A 15,546-nucleotide genomic window follows, 5' to 3' on the forward strand; every position below is an offset into this window, starting at 1 on the left:
TTATCTCATAGGCATAGAGCCGAGTTTCACCACCAAATGATTGCCAGGAGCTACACTGGGGTCAGGGGCAGTCACTATTTTGGGGAAACCATGAAACCAACCTCTGAAATACTGTTATTTCCCGATGGAAGCAGGTTAATTTAGACGAAGCAATAAATTACCATAGACGGTTTCAGACGACCCCTTACCAGCAAAACGCGGGGCGAATTCTGAAGAAATCGCTTTCTATAAAGGGAGTCCGAGCCTTGGCATCAAGACCGACGCCAGATCAAGTACATTGGCTGACTGGCCAGTTTTGCGAAGATAGCAAAGAAGTAACTTACCGAAGATCCATCACCTCAAGGGTACAGTTTGAAGCCTGCCTTTCATTAATTGTTGCAGCCTGTATCTTTGGTATGTTTTCTATCTCTGACTACAGCCTGCTTGGCTTAACCAAAGAATATTATCTGTTGGTCGCCATGCGGTGTGTGGTGGTGGTTTTATGCCTGTCGCTGGCTTTAATCATTTATCGTTGGGGAGGTTATGCAGACAGCGCTTGGTTACACGCTTTACCACTATGGGTATTGGCAACAGGCATTATTTTAATCGTTCCCTTACGTCCCGATAGCCTGTCTACTCAGACAACAGCGGTGGTAGTAGCTACCATGGCTTTCTATCTCTTAATTCCCAATTTGCTGAAAGTAGTAACACTTGCAAGCCTCTATTTAAGTGCAGGCTTTATCGTCTCTGCGGTGTTATTTGCAGACATCACACCCATGACGACGCTTCGTATCGCACTTTTGCTGATTATGGCCAATGCGGTGGGCTTCTTTGCTCTACTGCGCTTAGAGAGCCTCCAGCGCAAGCAGTTTTCGCTACTTCACGAAGAGCGCCATCAAAACTGCAAGTTGCTCAAGGAAATAGCCCACCGAAAATCCCTGGAAACCCAGTTGCGCACACTCGCTGAGCGCGATGCTTTAACGGGACTCAATAATAGAGGCCATTTTATTAAGCTAGCTACCGCGTTGTTACACCGCTCGCAACATGAAAACATGCCGTTCAGTCTCTTCATGATCGACGTCGATCATTTCAAAAAGATCAACGATACCTGGGGCCACAGCCATGGCGATTGGGTACTGACTAAAATTGCAGAAGTGTGCTCGCAGTCTCTTCGCCCTATGGATGTGATCGGGCGCTTCGGGGGTGAAGAATTTGTGATGGCCTTACCCAACACAGGACCTGAGGATGCTCAAATGGTGGCGGAGCAATTAAAAAAGCAGGTTGCCGAGCTACCGCTAAAGGAAGGTATGAGTGAACTGTGCTTGAGCATCACCATTGGTATTGCAGTGGCGCATAATGAAAAGACCACACTTGAGTCGCTGATCAAACAGGCAGATCAAATGCTTTACGTCGGCAAGCGAGATGGCAGAAACAAAGTGGTCATGTTTCAAATCTAAGAGTAAAGCGCTACACAGAAAAAACATTAGTAAACAAGCTTCAAGAACACTAATCTAAAAAGCGGGTTAGCGGGCGCGTTAATGTATTGGTAAATACATCCACAGGAGTGGGACGGCCGAATAGAAAACCCTGATAAACATGACACCCCAAGTTGGCTAGCACTAAGCGCTGATCTTCTGTTTCTACACCTTCTGCAATTACTCCCAACCCTAGGCTTTCTGCCAATGTAATTATCGTCCCAGCAATTGGTCTCGCCTGCCTATTAAGGGTTAAATCCCTGACAAAAGCGATATCGATTTTCAGCGTATCCAGCGGTAGAAGTTTTAAATAAGAGAGTGATGAGTATCCCGTGCCAAAGTCATCTAATGCAAAGCTGACACCCATGCGCTGTAGCTGCTGCATTTTATTGATCGTCCCCTCTGGGTCAATCAGCAGGAGCGACTCGGTCAACTCCAGCGTTAACCGCGCTGGTGGCGCATCATATTGCTCGATGATAGATAACACCTGGTCAGTAAAGTCAGGCTGCTGGAATTGGCGCGCGCTAACATTCAATGAAAGCTTCAAGTGCTGTAATTGCGCGTCTTGATGCCATTTGCCTAGCAAGCGGCAGCCCTCTTTCAGCACCCACTCTCCTAGGGGCAAGATCAGTCCGGTCTCCTCGGCCAACGCGATAAAATGACCGGGTGACACCAACCCCCGCTGAGGGTGTTGCCACCGCAGCAAGGCCTCGGCCCCAATGACGTCGTGCTGACCGTTCACTTGCGGCTGTAGATGCAGACATAACTCATCATTCTCGATTGCAAAACGTAACTCACGCTCCATCATCAGACGCTCTTCAAGTTCTCGCTCCTGCTCCGCACGAAAGAACTGCGGCTGACCGTCACGAAGACGTTTCGCTACCAGGAGAGCAAGATCTGCTCGCTTAAACAGGGGGGCGCTGCCCTCACGCTTAACGGGGTTAAAAATCAGTACACCTACATTAAGCTTACAAGGGTAGGTATGCCCCTGTAGGTCATAGTCGGCGGTCAACGAGGCCAGCACCTTATCTATTAGAGAGCAGACTTCACTCTGGGCGATAGCGCCATCGTTGGTTGAACATGCCCCCAATAAAGCAAACTCGTTACCATCTAACCGCGCGGCGTATAGCCCCTTCTCTGCCCACTGCTGAAGTCGCTTGCTCAATTGACGCAGTAACTCATCACCAATATCTTGGCCTAAACTGTCATTCAGCAGTTTAAAGCGGTCAATATCCAGCAGCGCTAAAAATGCTTGTTGATGAACGGCTTTTTCAGCAGCACCAAGCTCTTCAATCCGCGCCTGCAAAGCTCGCCTGTTGGGCAGTTCTGTCAGCATGTCATGGTAGGCAAGATAGCGTATACGCTGCTCTGCCTGTTGCTCTTCTGAGCGGTCGCTAAGAAGCGCCACATAATCACGCTCATTGCTATCAGCGTAGTTCACACACGTAACGCTCAGCCAAGCGGGAAACCCTAGACCATTAGCCCGTATCGCCTTAATCATCCCACTCCATTCGCCATGCTTCTCAAGCGCTTGGCGAATCTCCACGTTCAGTGTTTGACTATCTTGAGCGTAGTTAAGATGCGCAATTGATGCTCCTACCAACTGATTAGTAGTACTACCTACCAACCGCTCGAAGGCTGCATTACACAAGCGTACGCGTGCCCGGTTATCAAGCAAAACGACGCTATCTTGAAGGGCAGATATTACCTCTAGCAGCCGCGTTTGCGTCATATATTCATGGCGCTGACTAGCATGCAGACGGCGCTGAACCCCGGTTGAGGGTGAGTAGTGCGGTTAATACCGCCACGACACCGATAAGATAAATAAGCCACCGAGAGTGCGAGTGCATGGGCAACACTAAGACACGGCCATCCGGTACGTACCAAGCAGCTTGCATGGCTACGTAGTGCATTCCGCTCACTGCAATAGAGACACACAGCGCTGCAATGAAAGCGCAGCGCCTTGAACGCTGTATGCCCCACTCCTGCTGGCAAAGCCTGTATACATAGACGCTTGCCATACCCAACACAACCGCAACAAGTAGTGATATTAAGAAGAGATTCAAAGAGTAATACAGCTCGGCCGGCATGCGCATCGCAGCCATGCCGCTATAATGCATCGCCCCAATACCCATCCCTAACCCCACCCCCGCCAACCATAAAGAATGATGGGAAGGTGCAGGACGAGAAAGCACCACCATAGCACTCAGGCTACCTAAAATAGCGGGTAGTATCGAAAGTAGAGTAGCTACTGGCGCATGAGTCACTGGAAAATCAAGCTGATAGGCGTGCATACCAATAAAGTGCATGCTCCAGACGCCTAACCCCATGGCACTGGCACCTGCAAACAGCCATACGCTACGCCAAAGTGAATGAGTCACCTTGCGTACCAGTTTGATGGTATCCAACCCCGCATAAGATGCCGCCAATGCGACTAACCATGAAATAAAAACAAGCAGGATATCGTGCTTGCCCTGAATGGCATTGAGCGCTTGGGGATCAGACAAAACATTGAATAGCATAAATAAGCTGACTGCCCGTTTATTTTTATAGTAATAATCAATATCAACGTTATTAATTCTGGTGATGCGTAATAAACAGCATTAACGTCGATCGCTGTACAAGCAAGCCGCTTTCGTCCCACCTAAGCTGCCGTAGATATAAATGTCACTACCATGTATACGCAACTAAAACGCCTATTAACTGATCTTGCCCAGTTATAGGAGCACATTAACAACTTCACGAATTGAAATAGCAAAATTTTTATGAAAAACCACTCTAAAGTATAATATTGTTAGCACTCTAAACAGGAGCAGTCGAATCAAGCGTCATGAAGGGCTGACAAGGAAGGGCGGAGACGTTGCGATGAGTAGCGGGTTAGCACACAGGAAAGCGGATTAGCACGCTGGGAAGGTGGAAGGCGGGCCAGGCGACCCTAGCCACCGGTGGCATTCATAAATCTCACTATTTGAACGTCACCATCAGTCGTAAAGTGATGACGCTCAGGCTTCTTCGTCATCGCCGCCACAATGGTCGCTTTTAGGCGCTGGGTGTCGCCCGGATAGCGGCGCATGATGGCGTGCAAATCTACCGAGTGCTCATTACCTAAGCAAAGCAGCAGACGCCCTTCCGCTGTCACCCGCACCCGATTACAGGTGCCACAAAAATTATGGCTATGGGGAGAAATAAACCCAATGCGCGACGAACTACCCGGCATACGATAGTAACGAGAGGGCCCCAGGGTCGTTTCAGTGGTCGGTAGGAGCGGATAATGCTGTTCGATCGTCTCGCGTACTACATCACTGGAAAGATAGGTTTCGCCGCGATGATGCTCGCTAATTGCGCCCAGCGACATCTCCTCAATAAAGCTAATATCCACGTCTTCATCGCGTGCGAAATTGACGAGATCTAGAATTTCATCGTCATTGCGCCCCTTCAGCAATACGGCATTGAGCTTGATGGATCTGAACCCTGCCTGGCGGGCTGCTCGGATACCGTCGATGACGTGGTTTAGATCTCCCGTCCGAGTTAACGCCTTAAAACGCTCAGGTTTGAGTGAGTCGAGGCTGATATTGACCCGATCAAGCCCACCTTGGCGCAACGCTCCAGCATGTTTTACCAGCCCTGAACCGTTGGTGGTCATGGCTAGCTCATGCAAGCCTTCAAGCTCGCCCAGCTTTTCGACTAGTGTGAGTATGCCCTTACGTACCAGTGGCTCCCCCCCGGTTAGGCGGATTTTCTCTACCCCCAGCTCGACAAACGCTTGAGAAAGGGTCGCTAACTCCTCCAGGGTGAGCAGTTTGGCACGGGGTAGAAAGGTCATCTCCTCCGCCATACAATAAACGCAGCGAAAGTCACAGCGATCAGTCACCGATAGGCGAAGATAGCTTACCGTGCGGCCAAACCCATCGACTAACGTACTCATTTTTTAGGCTCCTCTACGTGGGCGTTGGCATTAACGGGGAACCGAGCAATCAGTGCTTGCACCTCTGCGGTGACGTCGTCGATTATTTGCTCGTCATAAAACTGGCCGCGTCGCTTGCGAAGGCCACTCTCGTAAAGCTTCACATGTTTGGTGGGCGACACCCCTGCATTCGCCAGACAATGGCTAGCGCAGTGCATCTGACAGCCATCAATCGCTATGATCGGTCGTCCACTTTGGGCAGTTCGTACAAGACCGGGCACCCCGCCGCCAACGCCTGCAATGCAGGACATTTCCGCTTCCCCCGCATGATCAAGGCGCAGTGCAACACTATTGGCCAGTTGCGCAACATCAGAGCAGCCAGAGCAGGCATAGACCAAGGTGCGCGGTTTTTGACGTAACGACATGCCCTCTCCTTGAATAAGCAAGCAAACAACCTCAGCCGCCGCAGACGGTAGCAAAGCTCACGCGGCGAACTGATTAATGGGGTAATAGTGGTAGGTACTCCCTTCCGTTACCTCTGTGTCGGGGTTAATCATCAGATAGCCGTCGGCTTGGCTGGCGGCAGTGAGCATATGCGACCCCTGCCCACCCGCTAATGTCGCGACAGGTTCCCCGCTACTACCGTCCACCACCACGCGCAATAACTCGCACCGCCCCCGGGGGCCGCGCTGGGCAAAACCGGCTTTTATTGGGTAACACTGCAACGCCGCTACTTTTCTGCCCTGCATGGCGTGAACAAACGGTAATGCCAATAGTTGCCAACCAACCAACGAAGCGACGGGATTGCCAGGTAACGCGATTAGTGGGGTAGCTGCTAAAGGATCGGCACCTAAATAGCCAAACGCAAAGGGCTTGCCTGGCTTCATCGCGACACCATGGAAATGCAGCCCGCCACGCTGTTCGATAATGGGCCGAACGTGGTCTTCTTCGCCTACCGACACTCCCCCCGTACACATCAGCACGTCTGCAGCGTGCTGTGCATCATCAAACGCCTGATGTAGCGGCGCGGGCGAATCCGCAATGACGCCAAGATCAATTACCTCACACTGCGCCTGCGCTAGCAGTGCCTTGAGCATTGCCCGGTTGCTGTCGAAGACCTGCCCAGGCGATCGTCGGGCACCAGGGGCGATCAGCTCATCGCCGGTGGAGAGTAGTGCCACACGCAAACGTCGTTTAACAGTAACGGCACTTATTCCGTGACTTGCCAACAGCGCAATCGATGCCGGGGTGAGGTACTCGCCTACTGCCAGTAGCAGGTCACCCTCACGGGTTTCTTCGCCCTGGCGGCGAATATTAGCGCCCATAGCCAACGTGCCTTCGATATGAATATGCCCGTGATGATCAAGCGTGACGCGCTCCTGTGGCACCACAACATCGGCACCAACGGGTACCGGTGCACCGGTAAAGATACGCGCGCAGCCGCCTTGGGAAAGCAACATCACGCCCGCCCCGGCCGGTACGCGCTGAACAATGGGCAACCCTTCCCCCTGGCGAGCCGATGGGTAGTCAGCCAAGCGCAGCGCATAACCATCCATCGCGCTATTGTCGACCCCAGGCATATCAAGAGGCGCAACGACTGCCTCAGCAAGCACGCGCCCTGGCGCCTGTTCAAGAGAAACCGTTTCTACGCCGTTAAGTGGCGTAGCAGCGTCAATAAGCCGCTGACGTGCTTCAAAGAGCGCTAACAATCCTGGCGTTACGATGTCGCCACACTGACAGTTCATACGCGCTCCGCCTCATTATGCGTAGCATGACGGCTGCTACATGGCGTCGCTAAAGGTAGGACCATCGCGGCAAAGTTGCAGGGCCGAGTACGGGAATCCAATTGCAATGAGATAATTTTATCCCACGCCATAGCGCACGCTTTAGGTGAGCCGGGCATCGCAAATATCAGCGTTTGATTGGCAACGCCTGCGACCGCCCGCGATTGGATGGTGGCCGTTCCTATCGTCTGCAAAGAGAAATGCCGAAACAGCTCGCCATATCCGTCAATGGCTTTATCAAACAGCGGCGTCAGCGCTTCTGGGGTGGTATCCCTGGGGGTGAAGCCAGTGCCGCCGTTAACCAAGATTACCTGGGTGTCAGCCCTTGCGATCCACTCCGACACTACCGCGCGAACCTGATAAATATCGTCAGGTACGATGCGCCGTTCCATTAAGTTGTGGCCACATTCACTCAGGTGCGCAGCCAGCAAATCGCCGCTGCCATCCTCGTCAAACCCGCGGGTATCAGAAATTGTTAGCACCGAGATGTTAAGCGGGCTAAAAAGGGCATCGACAGGCACATGGGACATCACACTCTCCTCTTGCTTTTCTATTGCATCAAACTGCCGCCGGCATCGTCATCCAGAACAATGCCTTCGACGCCGATCTCGCTTTCCAACGCCAGCAAATAGTGGCGTAACGCCCGTCGGGTCGCCTGCTCACGCAGACTATGACGTACCCGGTCAGCCACCTGCTCAAACGGTAACGCTCGCCCTTCACGCCGCTCGTCGATACTGACAACGTGCCAGCCATAACGGGAAGCTAAGGGGCGCTCGTGAAGCCCTTCGGGTAAGTGTTGTAAAGCTCGGTCCAGTTCTGGGACGGTCTGCCCCGTCACCAGCCAGCCCAAGTCGCCATCCATCTCTTTCGAGGGGCACGCGGAGTGGTGTTGGGCAAACTCAGCAAAACGTTCTGGGATCTCCGTGAGTTGTTTAATCAGCTTCTCACCCAGCTGGCAGGCATCGTCGCGCCCTTGTGAATCATCGGGCGCCGCTGCCAGCAGAATATGCCTAACGCGCAGCTGGGATGGTTCGCTAAAGCGCTCACGATGGGTATCAAAGAAGCGTCGGCAATCGGCCTCTTCCGGTTCAGGAACCGGTAGCTCCTGTTCAAGCAAGGCAGCCATCGCAGCGTCTTCTTGAGCTTCTGCGTGGTCTTCAGCTGACAGCAAACCTCGTTCAATAGCGCGTTGGCGCAGCAATTCTTTAACCACCAGGGCACGGGCAGCCTGAACCTGGGCCTCCCCCGCCGTATCGGCGGGGTGGTACTGCATTTCTAACGCTATCGTTTCTTCATCGATAGCGACGTTGCCGACACGCACCGGCGGTGGGGTAACGCCCCCCGGTAGCTGTTCAATATCAATCATCTGCATATTGTTTCTCCTCTACGCCTGGGCAAACACAGGCCAGTTTTCAGCCGCGACGGCGAACCAGCTGGTACCGACGGGTGATATAACCGAACGGCACGCTCCAGACGTGAACCAGACGGGTGAAGGGGAAGAGCAGGATGATGGTCAGGCCCACGAAGATATGCAGCTTGTAGATCCAAGAGACCTCTTCCATATAGCTGGCAGCGCCGCCGCCGAAGAAGACGATTGCCTGGGCCCAACTGGCTAGCGTGACCATCATTTCACCGTCCATATGGCCCAACGAGAAGAAAATGGTGACCATGCCTAATGACGCCTGGAAAACAATCAGCCCTAGGATCGCGGTATCCATCACACTGGAAGAAGCGCGCACCCGAGCATTAGCGATACGGCGATACAGCAACATAGCGCCTCCCACTACACACATGGCGCCGGCAATACCACCAATCACAATGGCCAGCAGTTGCTTAGTGCCAGCATGAAGGAAAGGCTCGTAGACCCAATGCGGCGTCAGCATGCCGACCAAGTGGCCGAAGAATATGACGATGATGCCGATATGGAACAGGTTGCTCGCCAGGCGCATGTTTTTTGATGACAGCATTTGGCTAGAACCGGTCTTCCACGTGAACTGACCATGGTCGTAGCGCATTAGGCTGCCGATCAAAAACACCGTACCTACCAGATAAGGGTAGTAACCGTAGATTAGGTGATTTAGATAAAGCGCAATCGCGTCTAACATGATGATTCTCCTTTAACGATTGGCATGGTGTGTGTTAGTAGCAGGCATGATGCGCACCGGCTGGCTCTGAACCGTATGTTTGCGCTCGGCCAGACGACGGCCTTCGGCAGACTGCAGTGCACAATCCTCGTCTGAGCTAGCAGAGAAGCGCACCGCTTCTTCTTCCCATACTGCATCTAGCGCTTCGGGAGTGTTGTCGGGTGCTTCTTTTTTGACCTGGGGACGGTGCTCTTCTACATCGCCTTCAGCGCCCACTAACGCCAAGAGCGATAGCGGTACCAGGGCGTGATCAGACCCCCGCTCTTCCAACCGAGCGGTAAGCAACGCCAGGATATGACGTATTTCGCCCAGCCAGCGGCCAATCTCCGCGTCATCACACATCGAAAGGTATTCAAGAAACACCGGCAAATGATCGGGTAGCTCCCGTGCGTCCAACTCAAAACCAGCGGCACTGTACTCAGCCATGAGATCCACCATGGCTTGACCACGATCGCGGGATTCACCGTGCACATGCTCGAACAACAGCAAAGACGTGGCGCGGCCTTTGTCGAACATCGCCACGTACTCGGCCTGCAGCTCCAGCAGATCGCCTTCATGAAGGCGCTGGCACCACTCCATCAATGAGGACTTAAGGGCCGCTCCCAGGCGGCGCTCAGCATTGAGAATTTCGATGAGTTCGCCGCAGGCGTCCTGCAGCGCTTGAGTCGGATAGTCGAGCAGGCGGGCAAGTACCCGTAGGCTACGCATGCCCTGCACAGGCTCGCTCGGTGCGTCTAACATTGCCTCTAGCGGGGCCGATGAGACAGGCGTTGGAATGGCAGCATCAGTCATGACGAGTCTCCTCAAATTGGGGCTGCGGGTCGAAGACCTCTGCCGGTTTCACCAAAACGCTGGTCTGCTTACGGCCATTAAACAAGTTCGGCTGGCTCTCGCCGTGGCAACCATCACCAAAGGTGAAGCCACAACCACCCCGTTCGGGGAAGGCTTCGGTGGCCATTTCGCGGTGGCTGGTGGGAATAACGAAACGATCTTCGTAGTTGGCAATCGCCAAGTAGCGGTACATCTCTTCCACTTGAGCAACGCTGAGCCCCACCGCATCTAACACCTCGGCATTCGGCGCGCCATCCACATGCTTACCGCGCATGTAAACGCGCATCGCCATTAAGCGCTTGAGCGCCAGCACTACCGGCTCTTCCTCACCGGCGGTCAATAAATTCGCCAGGTACTTCACCGGAATACGCAGCGATTCAATCTTGGGCAGGATGCCGTCGAACTCTACGTGACCGGCTTCAGCGGCAGACTGAATCGGCGATAGCGGCGGCACGTACCACACCATCGGCAGCGTGCGGTATTCAGGGTGCAGCGGCAGCGCTAACCCCCAGTCAATAGCCATCTTGTAGACGGGCGATGCCTGAGCCGCTTTGATGACGTTGTCCTGAATGCCATCTTTTTTCGCTTGGGCAATGACTTCCGGATCATGGGGATCAAGGAAGATGTCGCACTGACGATGGTAAAGGTCGCGCTCGTCCGGCGAGCTGGCGACTTCTTCAATACGGTCAGCGTCATACAGCAGAACGCCCAGGTAACGAATGCGGCCAACACAGGTCTCAGAGCAGATGGTCGGCTGACCCGCCTCAATACGCGGATAGCAGAAGATGCACTTCTCGGACTTACCGGTTTTCCAGTTGTAGTAGATCTTTTTATAGGGGCAGCCAGAAATACACATCCGCCAGCCGCGGCACTTGTCCTGGTCGATCAGAACAATGCCATCTTCTTCCCGCTTGTAGATCGCACCGCTTGGGCACGAAGCTACACAGGTGGGGTTTAAACAGTGCTCGCATAAGCGCGGCAGATACATCATGAAGGTGTTTTCAAACTGGCCGTAAATATCCGCCTGCACCTTGTCGAAGTTGGCATCTTTACGTCGTTTGGCGAACTCAGTACCGAGGATCTCCTCCCAGTTGGGTCCCCATTCGATCTTCTTCATACGCTCGCCAGAAATCAGCGAACGAGGGCGTGCCACCGGCTGATGCTCACCGATTTTGGCGGTATGCAGGTGCTGGTAATCGAACGTGAACGGCTCGTAGTAGTCGTCCATATCGGGCAGATCAGGATTGGCGAAAATATTCGCCAATACCCGCCACTTGCCGCCGATGCGTGGCTCAATCCGACCATCGGTACGGCGCATCCAGCCGCCCTTCCATTTAGCCTGGTTCTCCCACTCTTTGGGGTAGCCAATGCCGGGTTTGGTTTCAACGTTATTGAACCAGGCGTACTCCATACCTTCGCGGCTGGTCCAGACATTTTTACAGGTCACCGAACACGTGTGGCAGCCGATACACTTATCTAAATTGAGGACCATGCCTACCTGGGAACGAATCTTCATTTCACGGCCTCCTGAACGCTGTCATTGCCTTCGCCATCCAGCCAGTCAACGTGTTTCATCTTGCGTACCAACACGAACTCGTCGCGGTTAGAGCCGACAGTGCCGTAGTAATTAAAGCTGTAAGAGAGTTGCGCGTAGCCACCGATCATATGGGTTGGCTTGGGGCACACCCGGGTAACCGAGTTATGGATGCCGCCGCGGGTGCCGGTAATCTCAGAGCCGGGCACGTTTACCTGGCGCTCCTGAGCGTGATACATCATCACCATGCCGTCTTTGACGCGCTGGCTGACTACCGCCCGCGCCGCAATAGAGCCATTGGCGTTGTAAACCTCGATCCAGTCGTTGTCCTCAATATCAATCGAGGCGGCGTCTGCCTCGGACAGCCACACCACCGGGCCACCACGGTTAAGTGTCAACATCATCAAGTTGTCGGAATACGTGGAGTGGATGCCCCACTTCTGGTGCGGCGTAATAAAGTTCAGTGCCTTGCTCTTAAAGCCGTTATCAGCAGGCAGCGTGAAGCCTTTGGCCGCCTTGGTATCGATAGGCGGACGATAGACCAGCAGGCTTTCGCCGAAAGCACGCATCCAGGCATGATCTTGATAGAACTGCTGACGGCCGCTCACGGTGCGCCATGGAATGAGCTCATGGACGTTGGTATAGCCCGCGTTATAGGAGACGTGTTCATCCTCAAGACCCGACCAGGTGGGGCTGGAAATGATCTTGCGTGGCTGAGCAACGATGTCGCGGAAACGGATTTTCTCGTCATGCTTCGGCGTTGCCAGGTGGGTATGATCGCGCCCGGTAATTTTGGAGAGCGCATCCCAGGCTTTTACCGCCACCTGACCATTGGTTTCCGGCGCGAGGGTCAGAATCATTTCAGCGGCATCGATCGCACTGTCGATCAGCGGCCGCCCTTTATGCGGGCCATCCAGCTTGCGATGGTTAAGTTTTCCTAATAGCTCGACTTCATCGTCGGTGTTCCAGGCAATGCCTTTGCCGCCATTGCCAATACTTTCCAGCAGCGGCCCTACAGAGGTAAAGCGCTCGTAGGTTTCGGGGTAGTTGCGCTTAACTTCGATCAGCGACGGCATGGTTTTACCAGGAATCGGCGCGCATTCGCCCTTTTTCCAGTCCATCACCGCTGGCTGAGCCAACTCTCCTGGCGAGTCGTGCTGCATCGGCAGGGTAACCAGATCGGTTTCCTCGCCCAAGTGGCCGACACACACTTTAGAGAACGCTTTAGCAATACCCTTGTAAATATCCCAGTCGCTGCGCGATTCCCACGCCGGATCAGTGGCGGCGGTCAGCGGGTGGATAAACGGGTGCATATCAGAGGTATTGAGGTCGTCCTTCTCGTACCAGGTCGCCGTGGGCAACACGATATCCGAGTACAGGCAGGTAGTGGACATGCGGAAGTCCAGCGTCACCAGCAGGTCGAGCTTGCCTTCTGGCGCTTCGTCACGCCACACGACTTCTTCAGGCTTCTGACCACCGAAGTCGCCCAAGTCTTTGCCTTGAATGCCATGGCGAGTACCCAGCAGGTACTTGAGCATGTACTCGTGGCCTTTACCGGAGCTGCCCAGTAGGTTCGAGCGCCAAATGAACATATTGCGTGGGAAGTTCTCTGGTGCATCCGGGTCTTCCGCTGCAAAGCGTAGTTCACCGCTCTTGAGCTGCTGCACCGCATAGTCGGCGGTAGACATACCCGCGGCTTCGGCTTTTTTGGCGAGGCGTAGCGGGTTAGTGTCCAACTGAGGTGCTGACGGCAGCCAACCCATACGCTCAGCGCGCACGTTAAAGTCGATCAGACTGCCTGGGTAATCCTCAGCCTTGGCTAACGGTGAAAGAATCTCTTTGATCTCAAGCTTTTCATAGCGCCACTGGGAAGAGTGGTTATAGAAGAATGAGGTAGAGTTCATGTGGCGCGGCGGGCGCTGCCAGTCTAGGCCGAAGGCCAGTGGCGTCCAGCCAGTCTGCGGGCGCAGTTTTTCCTGACCCACGTAGTGGGCCCAACCACCACCGCTCTGACCAATACAGCCACACATCACCAGCATGTTGATCAGACCACGGTAGTTCATGTCCATGTGGTACCAGTGGTTCATACCGGCACCGACGATGATCATGCTACGACCGTTGGTTTTGTTAGCGTTGTCAGCAAATTCACGGGCAATACGGGTGCACTGCTCTGCCGAAACACCGGTGATTTTTTCCTGCCATGCGGGGGTATAGGGACGAACCTGGTCAAACGAGGTCGCGCCATCATCTTCGCCATCACCGGCAAAGCCACGGTCGATGCCGTAGTTAGCACACATCAGGTCAAAGACGGTGACCGCCAGCATCTCGCTGCCATCCGCCTTCTTCAAACGTTTGGCGGGCAAGTTGTGGAACAGCAGGTCATCGGCAGCGCCAACACCAGACCCTTTGACGTGCTCAAAGTGCTCGTGCTCAATGCCACCGAAGTAAGGGAACGCCACGCGTGCAACGCTATCGTGGTGAGCTGCTAAGCTGAGGAGCGGCTTGATCTCAGTGCCCGCAGCATCCAGCGATTCCAGGTTCCATTTACCGATTTCATCACCGGTTTCACCCCAGCGGAAACCAATAGAGCCACGCGGCACTACTAGCTGATCGCGGGTTTCGTCCCAGGCAACGGTTTTCCATTCAGGGTTGTTTTCCTGACCCAGGGCGGCATCAAAATCACTGGCCCGCAATTGGCGGCCCGGCGCGAAGCTGCCATCCGCACGCGCTTCTAGTTCCACCAGGAACGGCATATCGGTATAGCGGCGCACGTAGTCAGTGAAGTAGGCACTGGGGTTGTCGAGGTGGAACTCTTTGAGAATGACATGCCCCATGGCCATGGCTAGCGCGGCGTCGGTGCCTTGCTTGGCAGAGAGCCACTCGTCGGTGAGCTTGGAGACCTCAGCGTAGTCCGGCGTAATCGAGACGGTTTTGGTGCCTTTGTAGCGCACTTCGGTAAAGAAGTGGGCATCCGGGGTACGTGTCTGAGGGACGTTGGAACCCCAAGCGATGATGTAGCCGGAGTTATACCAATCGGCAGATTCAGGTACGTCGGTCTGCTCGCCCCAGGTCATGGGCGACGCGGGCGGCAAGTCGCAGTACCAGTCATAGAAGCTCATGCAGACGCCACCGATCAACGACAGGTAGCGGCTGCCAGCCGCATAGCTGACCATCGACATGGCGGGAATTGGCGAGAAGCCGATGATCCGGTCAGGGCCATACTGTTTGGCGGTGTAAACGTTCGAAGCCGCCACCAGCTCGTTTAGCTCGTCCCAGTCACCACGCACAAAGCCGCCCATGCCGCGAGCACGCTTGTACTGCTTGGTCTTGGCGGGGTCTTCAACAATCGACGCCCACGCATCGACCGGGTCGGGATGCGCCTTAAGCGCTTCGCGCCATAGCGCCAGCAGTGGCTTACGAACCAATGGGTACTTAAGACGGTTGGCGCTATACATGTACCAGGAGTAGCTGGCACCGCGCGGGCAGCCACGCGGCTCATGGTTGGGCAGGTCGGGGCGGGTGCGGGGGTAGTCGGTCTGCTGGGTTTCCCAGGTTACCAGACCGTTTTTGACGTAAATTTTCCAGCTACACGAACCGGTGCAGTTAACACCGTGGGTGCTGCGGACCACTTTGTCGTGCTGCCAGCGGGCACGATAACTATCTTCCCATTGGCGGGATTCGCTGCGCAGTTCACCGTGTTCGTTGGCGAAGGGCTCGCGGGCCTTGCGGAAGAAATTCAGCCGATCTATGAAGTGACTCATGGTCGATCTCCAGGCTCCTCGGAAATTTGCATTACCCGTCAGGCGGGTTCCATAGAGAGGAGTCTGCGCGATCGACACCAGAATTACTGCGTGATTACCTCCATATACACCCCATCTACCCCCAAGGTGATAGA

12 protein-coding genes are annotated in these 15,546 nt (G+C 54.3%); 1 reads left to right on the forward strand and 11 read right to left on the reverse strand.

From position 1 onward, the window contains the following. Positions 1-245 precede the first annotated feature (245 nt). Positions 246-1,436, forward strand: coding sequence for a GGDEF domain-containing protein (locus CR46_RS0116545; protein WP_030074532.1), 1,191 nt, complete (start codon positions 246-248; stop codon positions 1,434-1,436). Between the two features lie 49 nt (positions 1,437-1,485). Here CR46_RS0116545 and CR46_RS18020 read toward each other — a convergent pair whose 3' ends face one another. The 11 genes from CR46_RS18020 to CR46_RS0116595 form a co-directional block, all read right to left on the reverse strand. Further along, positions 1,486-3,186 (reverse strand): putative bifunctional diguanylate cyclase/phosphodiesterase, encoded by a 1,701-nt coding sequence (locus tag CR46_RS18020; protein ID WP_232222407.1) that lies wholly within the window; start codon positions 3,184-3,186, stop codon positions 1,486-1,488. A gap of 16 nt (positions 3,187-3,202) precedes the next feature. Further along, positions 3,203-3,976, reverse strand: a complete 774-nt coding sequence (locus CR46_RS18590) for an MHYT domain-containing protein (RefSeq protein ID WP_035536938.1) — start codon at positions 3,974-3,976, stop codon at positions 3,203-3,205. 413 nt (positions 3,977-4,389) lie between these two features. After that, positions 4,390-5,379: a GTP 3',8-cyclase MoaA gene (moaA, locus tag CR46_RS0116555; protein WP_030074534.1), complete on the reverse strand. Its 990-nt coding sequence runs from the start codon at positions 5,377-5,379 to the stop codon at positions 4,390-4,392. Then, entirely contained in the window at positions 5,376-5,783 is a 408-nt protein-coding gene (locus tag CR46_RS0116560; protein WP_030074536.1) for a putative zinc-binding protein, read from the reverse strand. The genes moaA and CR46_RS0116560 overlap by 4 nt, the downstream gene beginning before the upstream one ends. Positions 5,784-5,840: 57 nt before the next feature. Further along, positions 5,841-7,103, reverse strand: a complete 1,263-nt coding sequence (locus CR46_RS0116565; protein WP_030074540.1) for a molybdopterin molybdotransferase MoeA — start codon at positions 7,101-7,103, stop codon at positions 5,841-5,843. Further along, the gene (gene moaB / locus CR46_RS0116570) at positions 7,100-7,672 is read right to left on the reverse strand and encodes a molybdenum cofactor biosynthesis protein B (protein ID WP_030074542.1); all 573 of its coding nucleotides are present in this window, start codon (positions 7,670-7,672) and stop codon (positions 7,100-7,102) included. Before moaB ends, CR46_RS0116565 begins: the two co-directional genes overlap by 4 nt. Before the next feature lie 20 nt (positions 7,673-7,692). Then, entirely contained in the window at positions 7,693-8,514 is an 822-nt protein-coding gene (locus tag CR46_RS0116575) for a peptidylprolyl isomerase (RefSeq protein ID WP_030074544.1), read from the reverse strand. Between the two features lie 40 nt (positions 8,515-8,554). After that, entirely contained in the window at positions 8,555-9,247 is a 693-nt protein-coding gene (narI, locus tag CR46_RS0116580; RefSeq protein ID WP_030074546.1) for a respiratory nitrate reductase subunit gamma, read from the reverse strand. 12 nt (positions 9,248-9,259) lie between these two features. Beyond that, positions 9,260-10,078, reverse strand: a complete 819-nt coding sequence (narJ, locus tag CR46_RS0116585; protein ID WP_030074548.1) for a nitrate reductase molybdenum cofactor assembly chaperone — start codon at positions 10,076-10,078, stop codon at positions 9,260-9,262. Next, positions 10,071-11,633, reverse strand: coding sequence for a nitrate reductase subunit beta (gene narH, locus CR46_RS0116590; RefSeq protein WP_030074550.1), 1,563 nt, complete (start codon positions 11,631-11,633; stop codon positions 10,071-10,073). Before narH ends, narJ begins: the two co-directional genes overlap by 8 nt. Continuing rightward, positions 11,630-15,412 carry a nitrate reductase subunit alpha gene (locus CR46_RS0116595; protein WP_030074553.1) on the reverse strand — a complete coding sequence of 1,261 codons (3,783 nt, stop codon included), beginning with the start codon at positions 15,410-15,412 and terminating at the stop codon, positions 11,630-11,632. The genes narH and CR46_RS0116595 overlap by 4 nt, the downstream gene beginning before the upstream one ends. Between the last annotated feature and the right edge of the window lie 134 nt (positions 15,413-15,546).

Origin of the sequence: Vreelandella neptunia (assembly GCF_000712975.1) — a bacterium.
Taxonomy (GTDB): domain Bacteria; phylum Pseudomonadota; class Gammaproteobacteria; order Pseudomonadales; family Halomonadaceae; genus Vreelandella; species Vreelandella qaidamensis.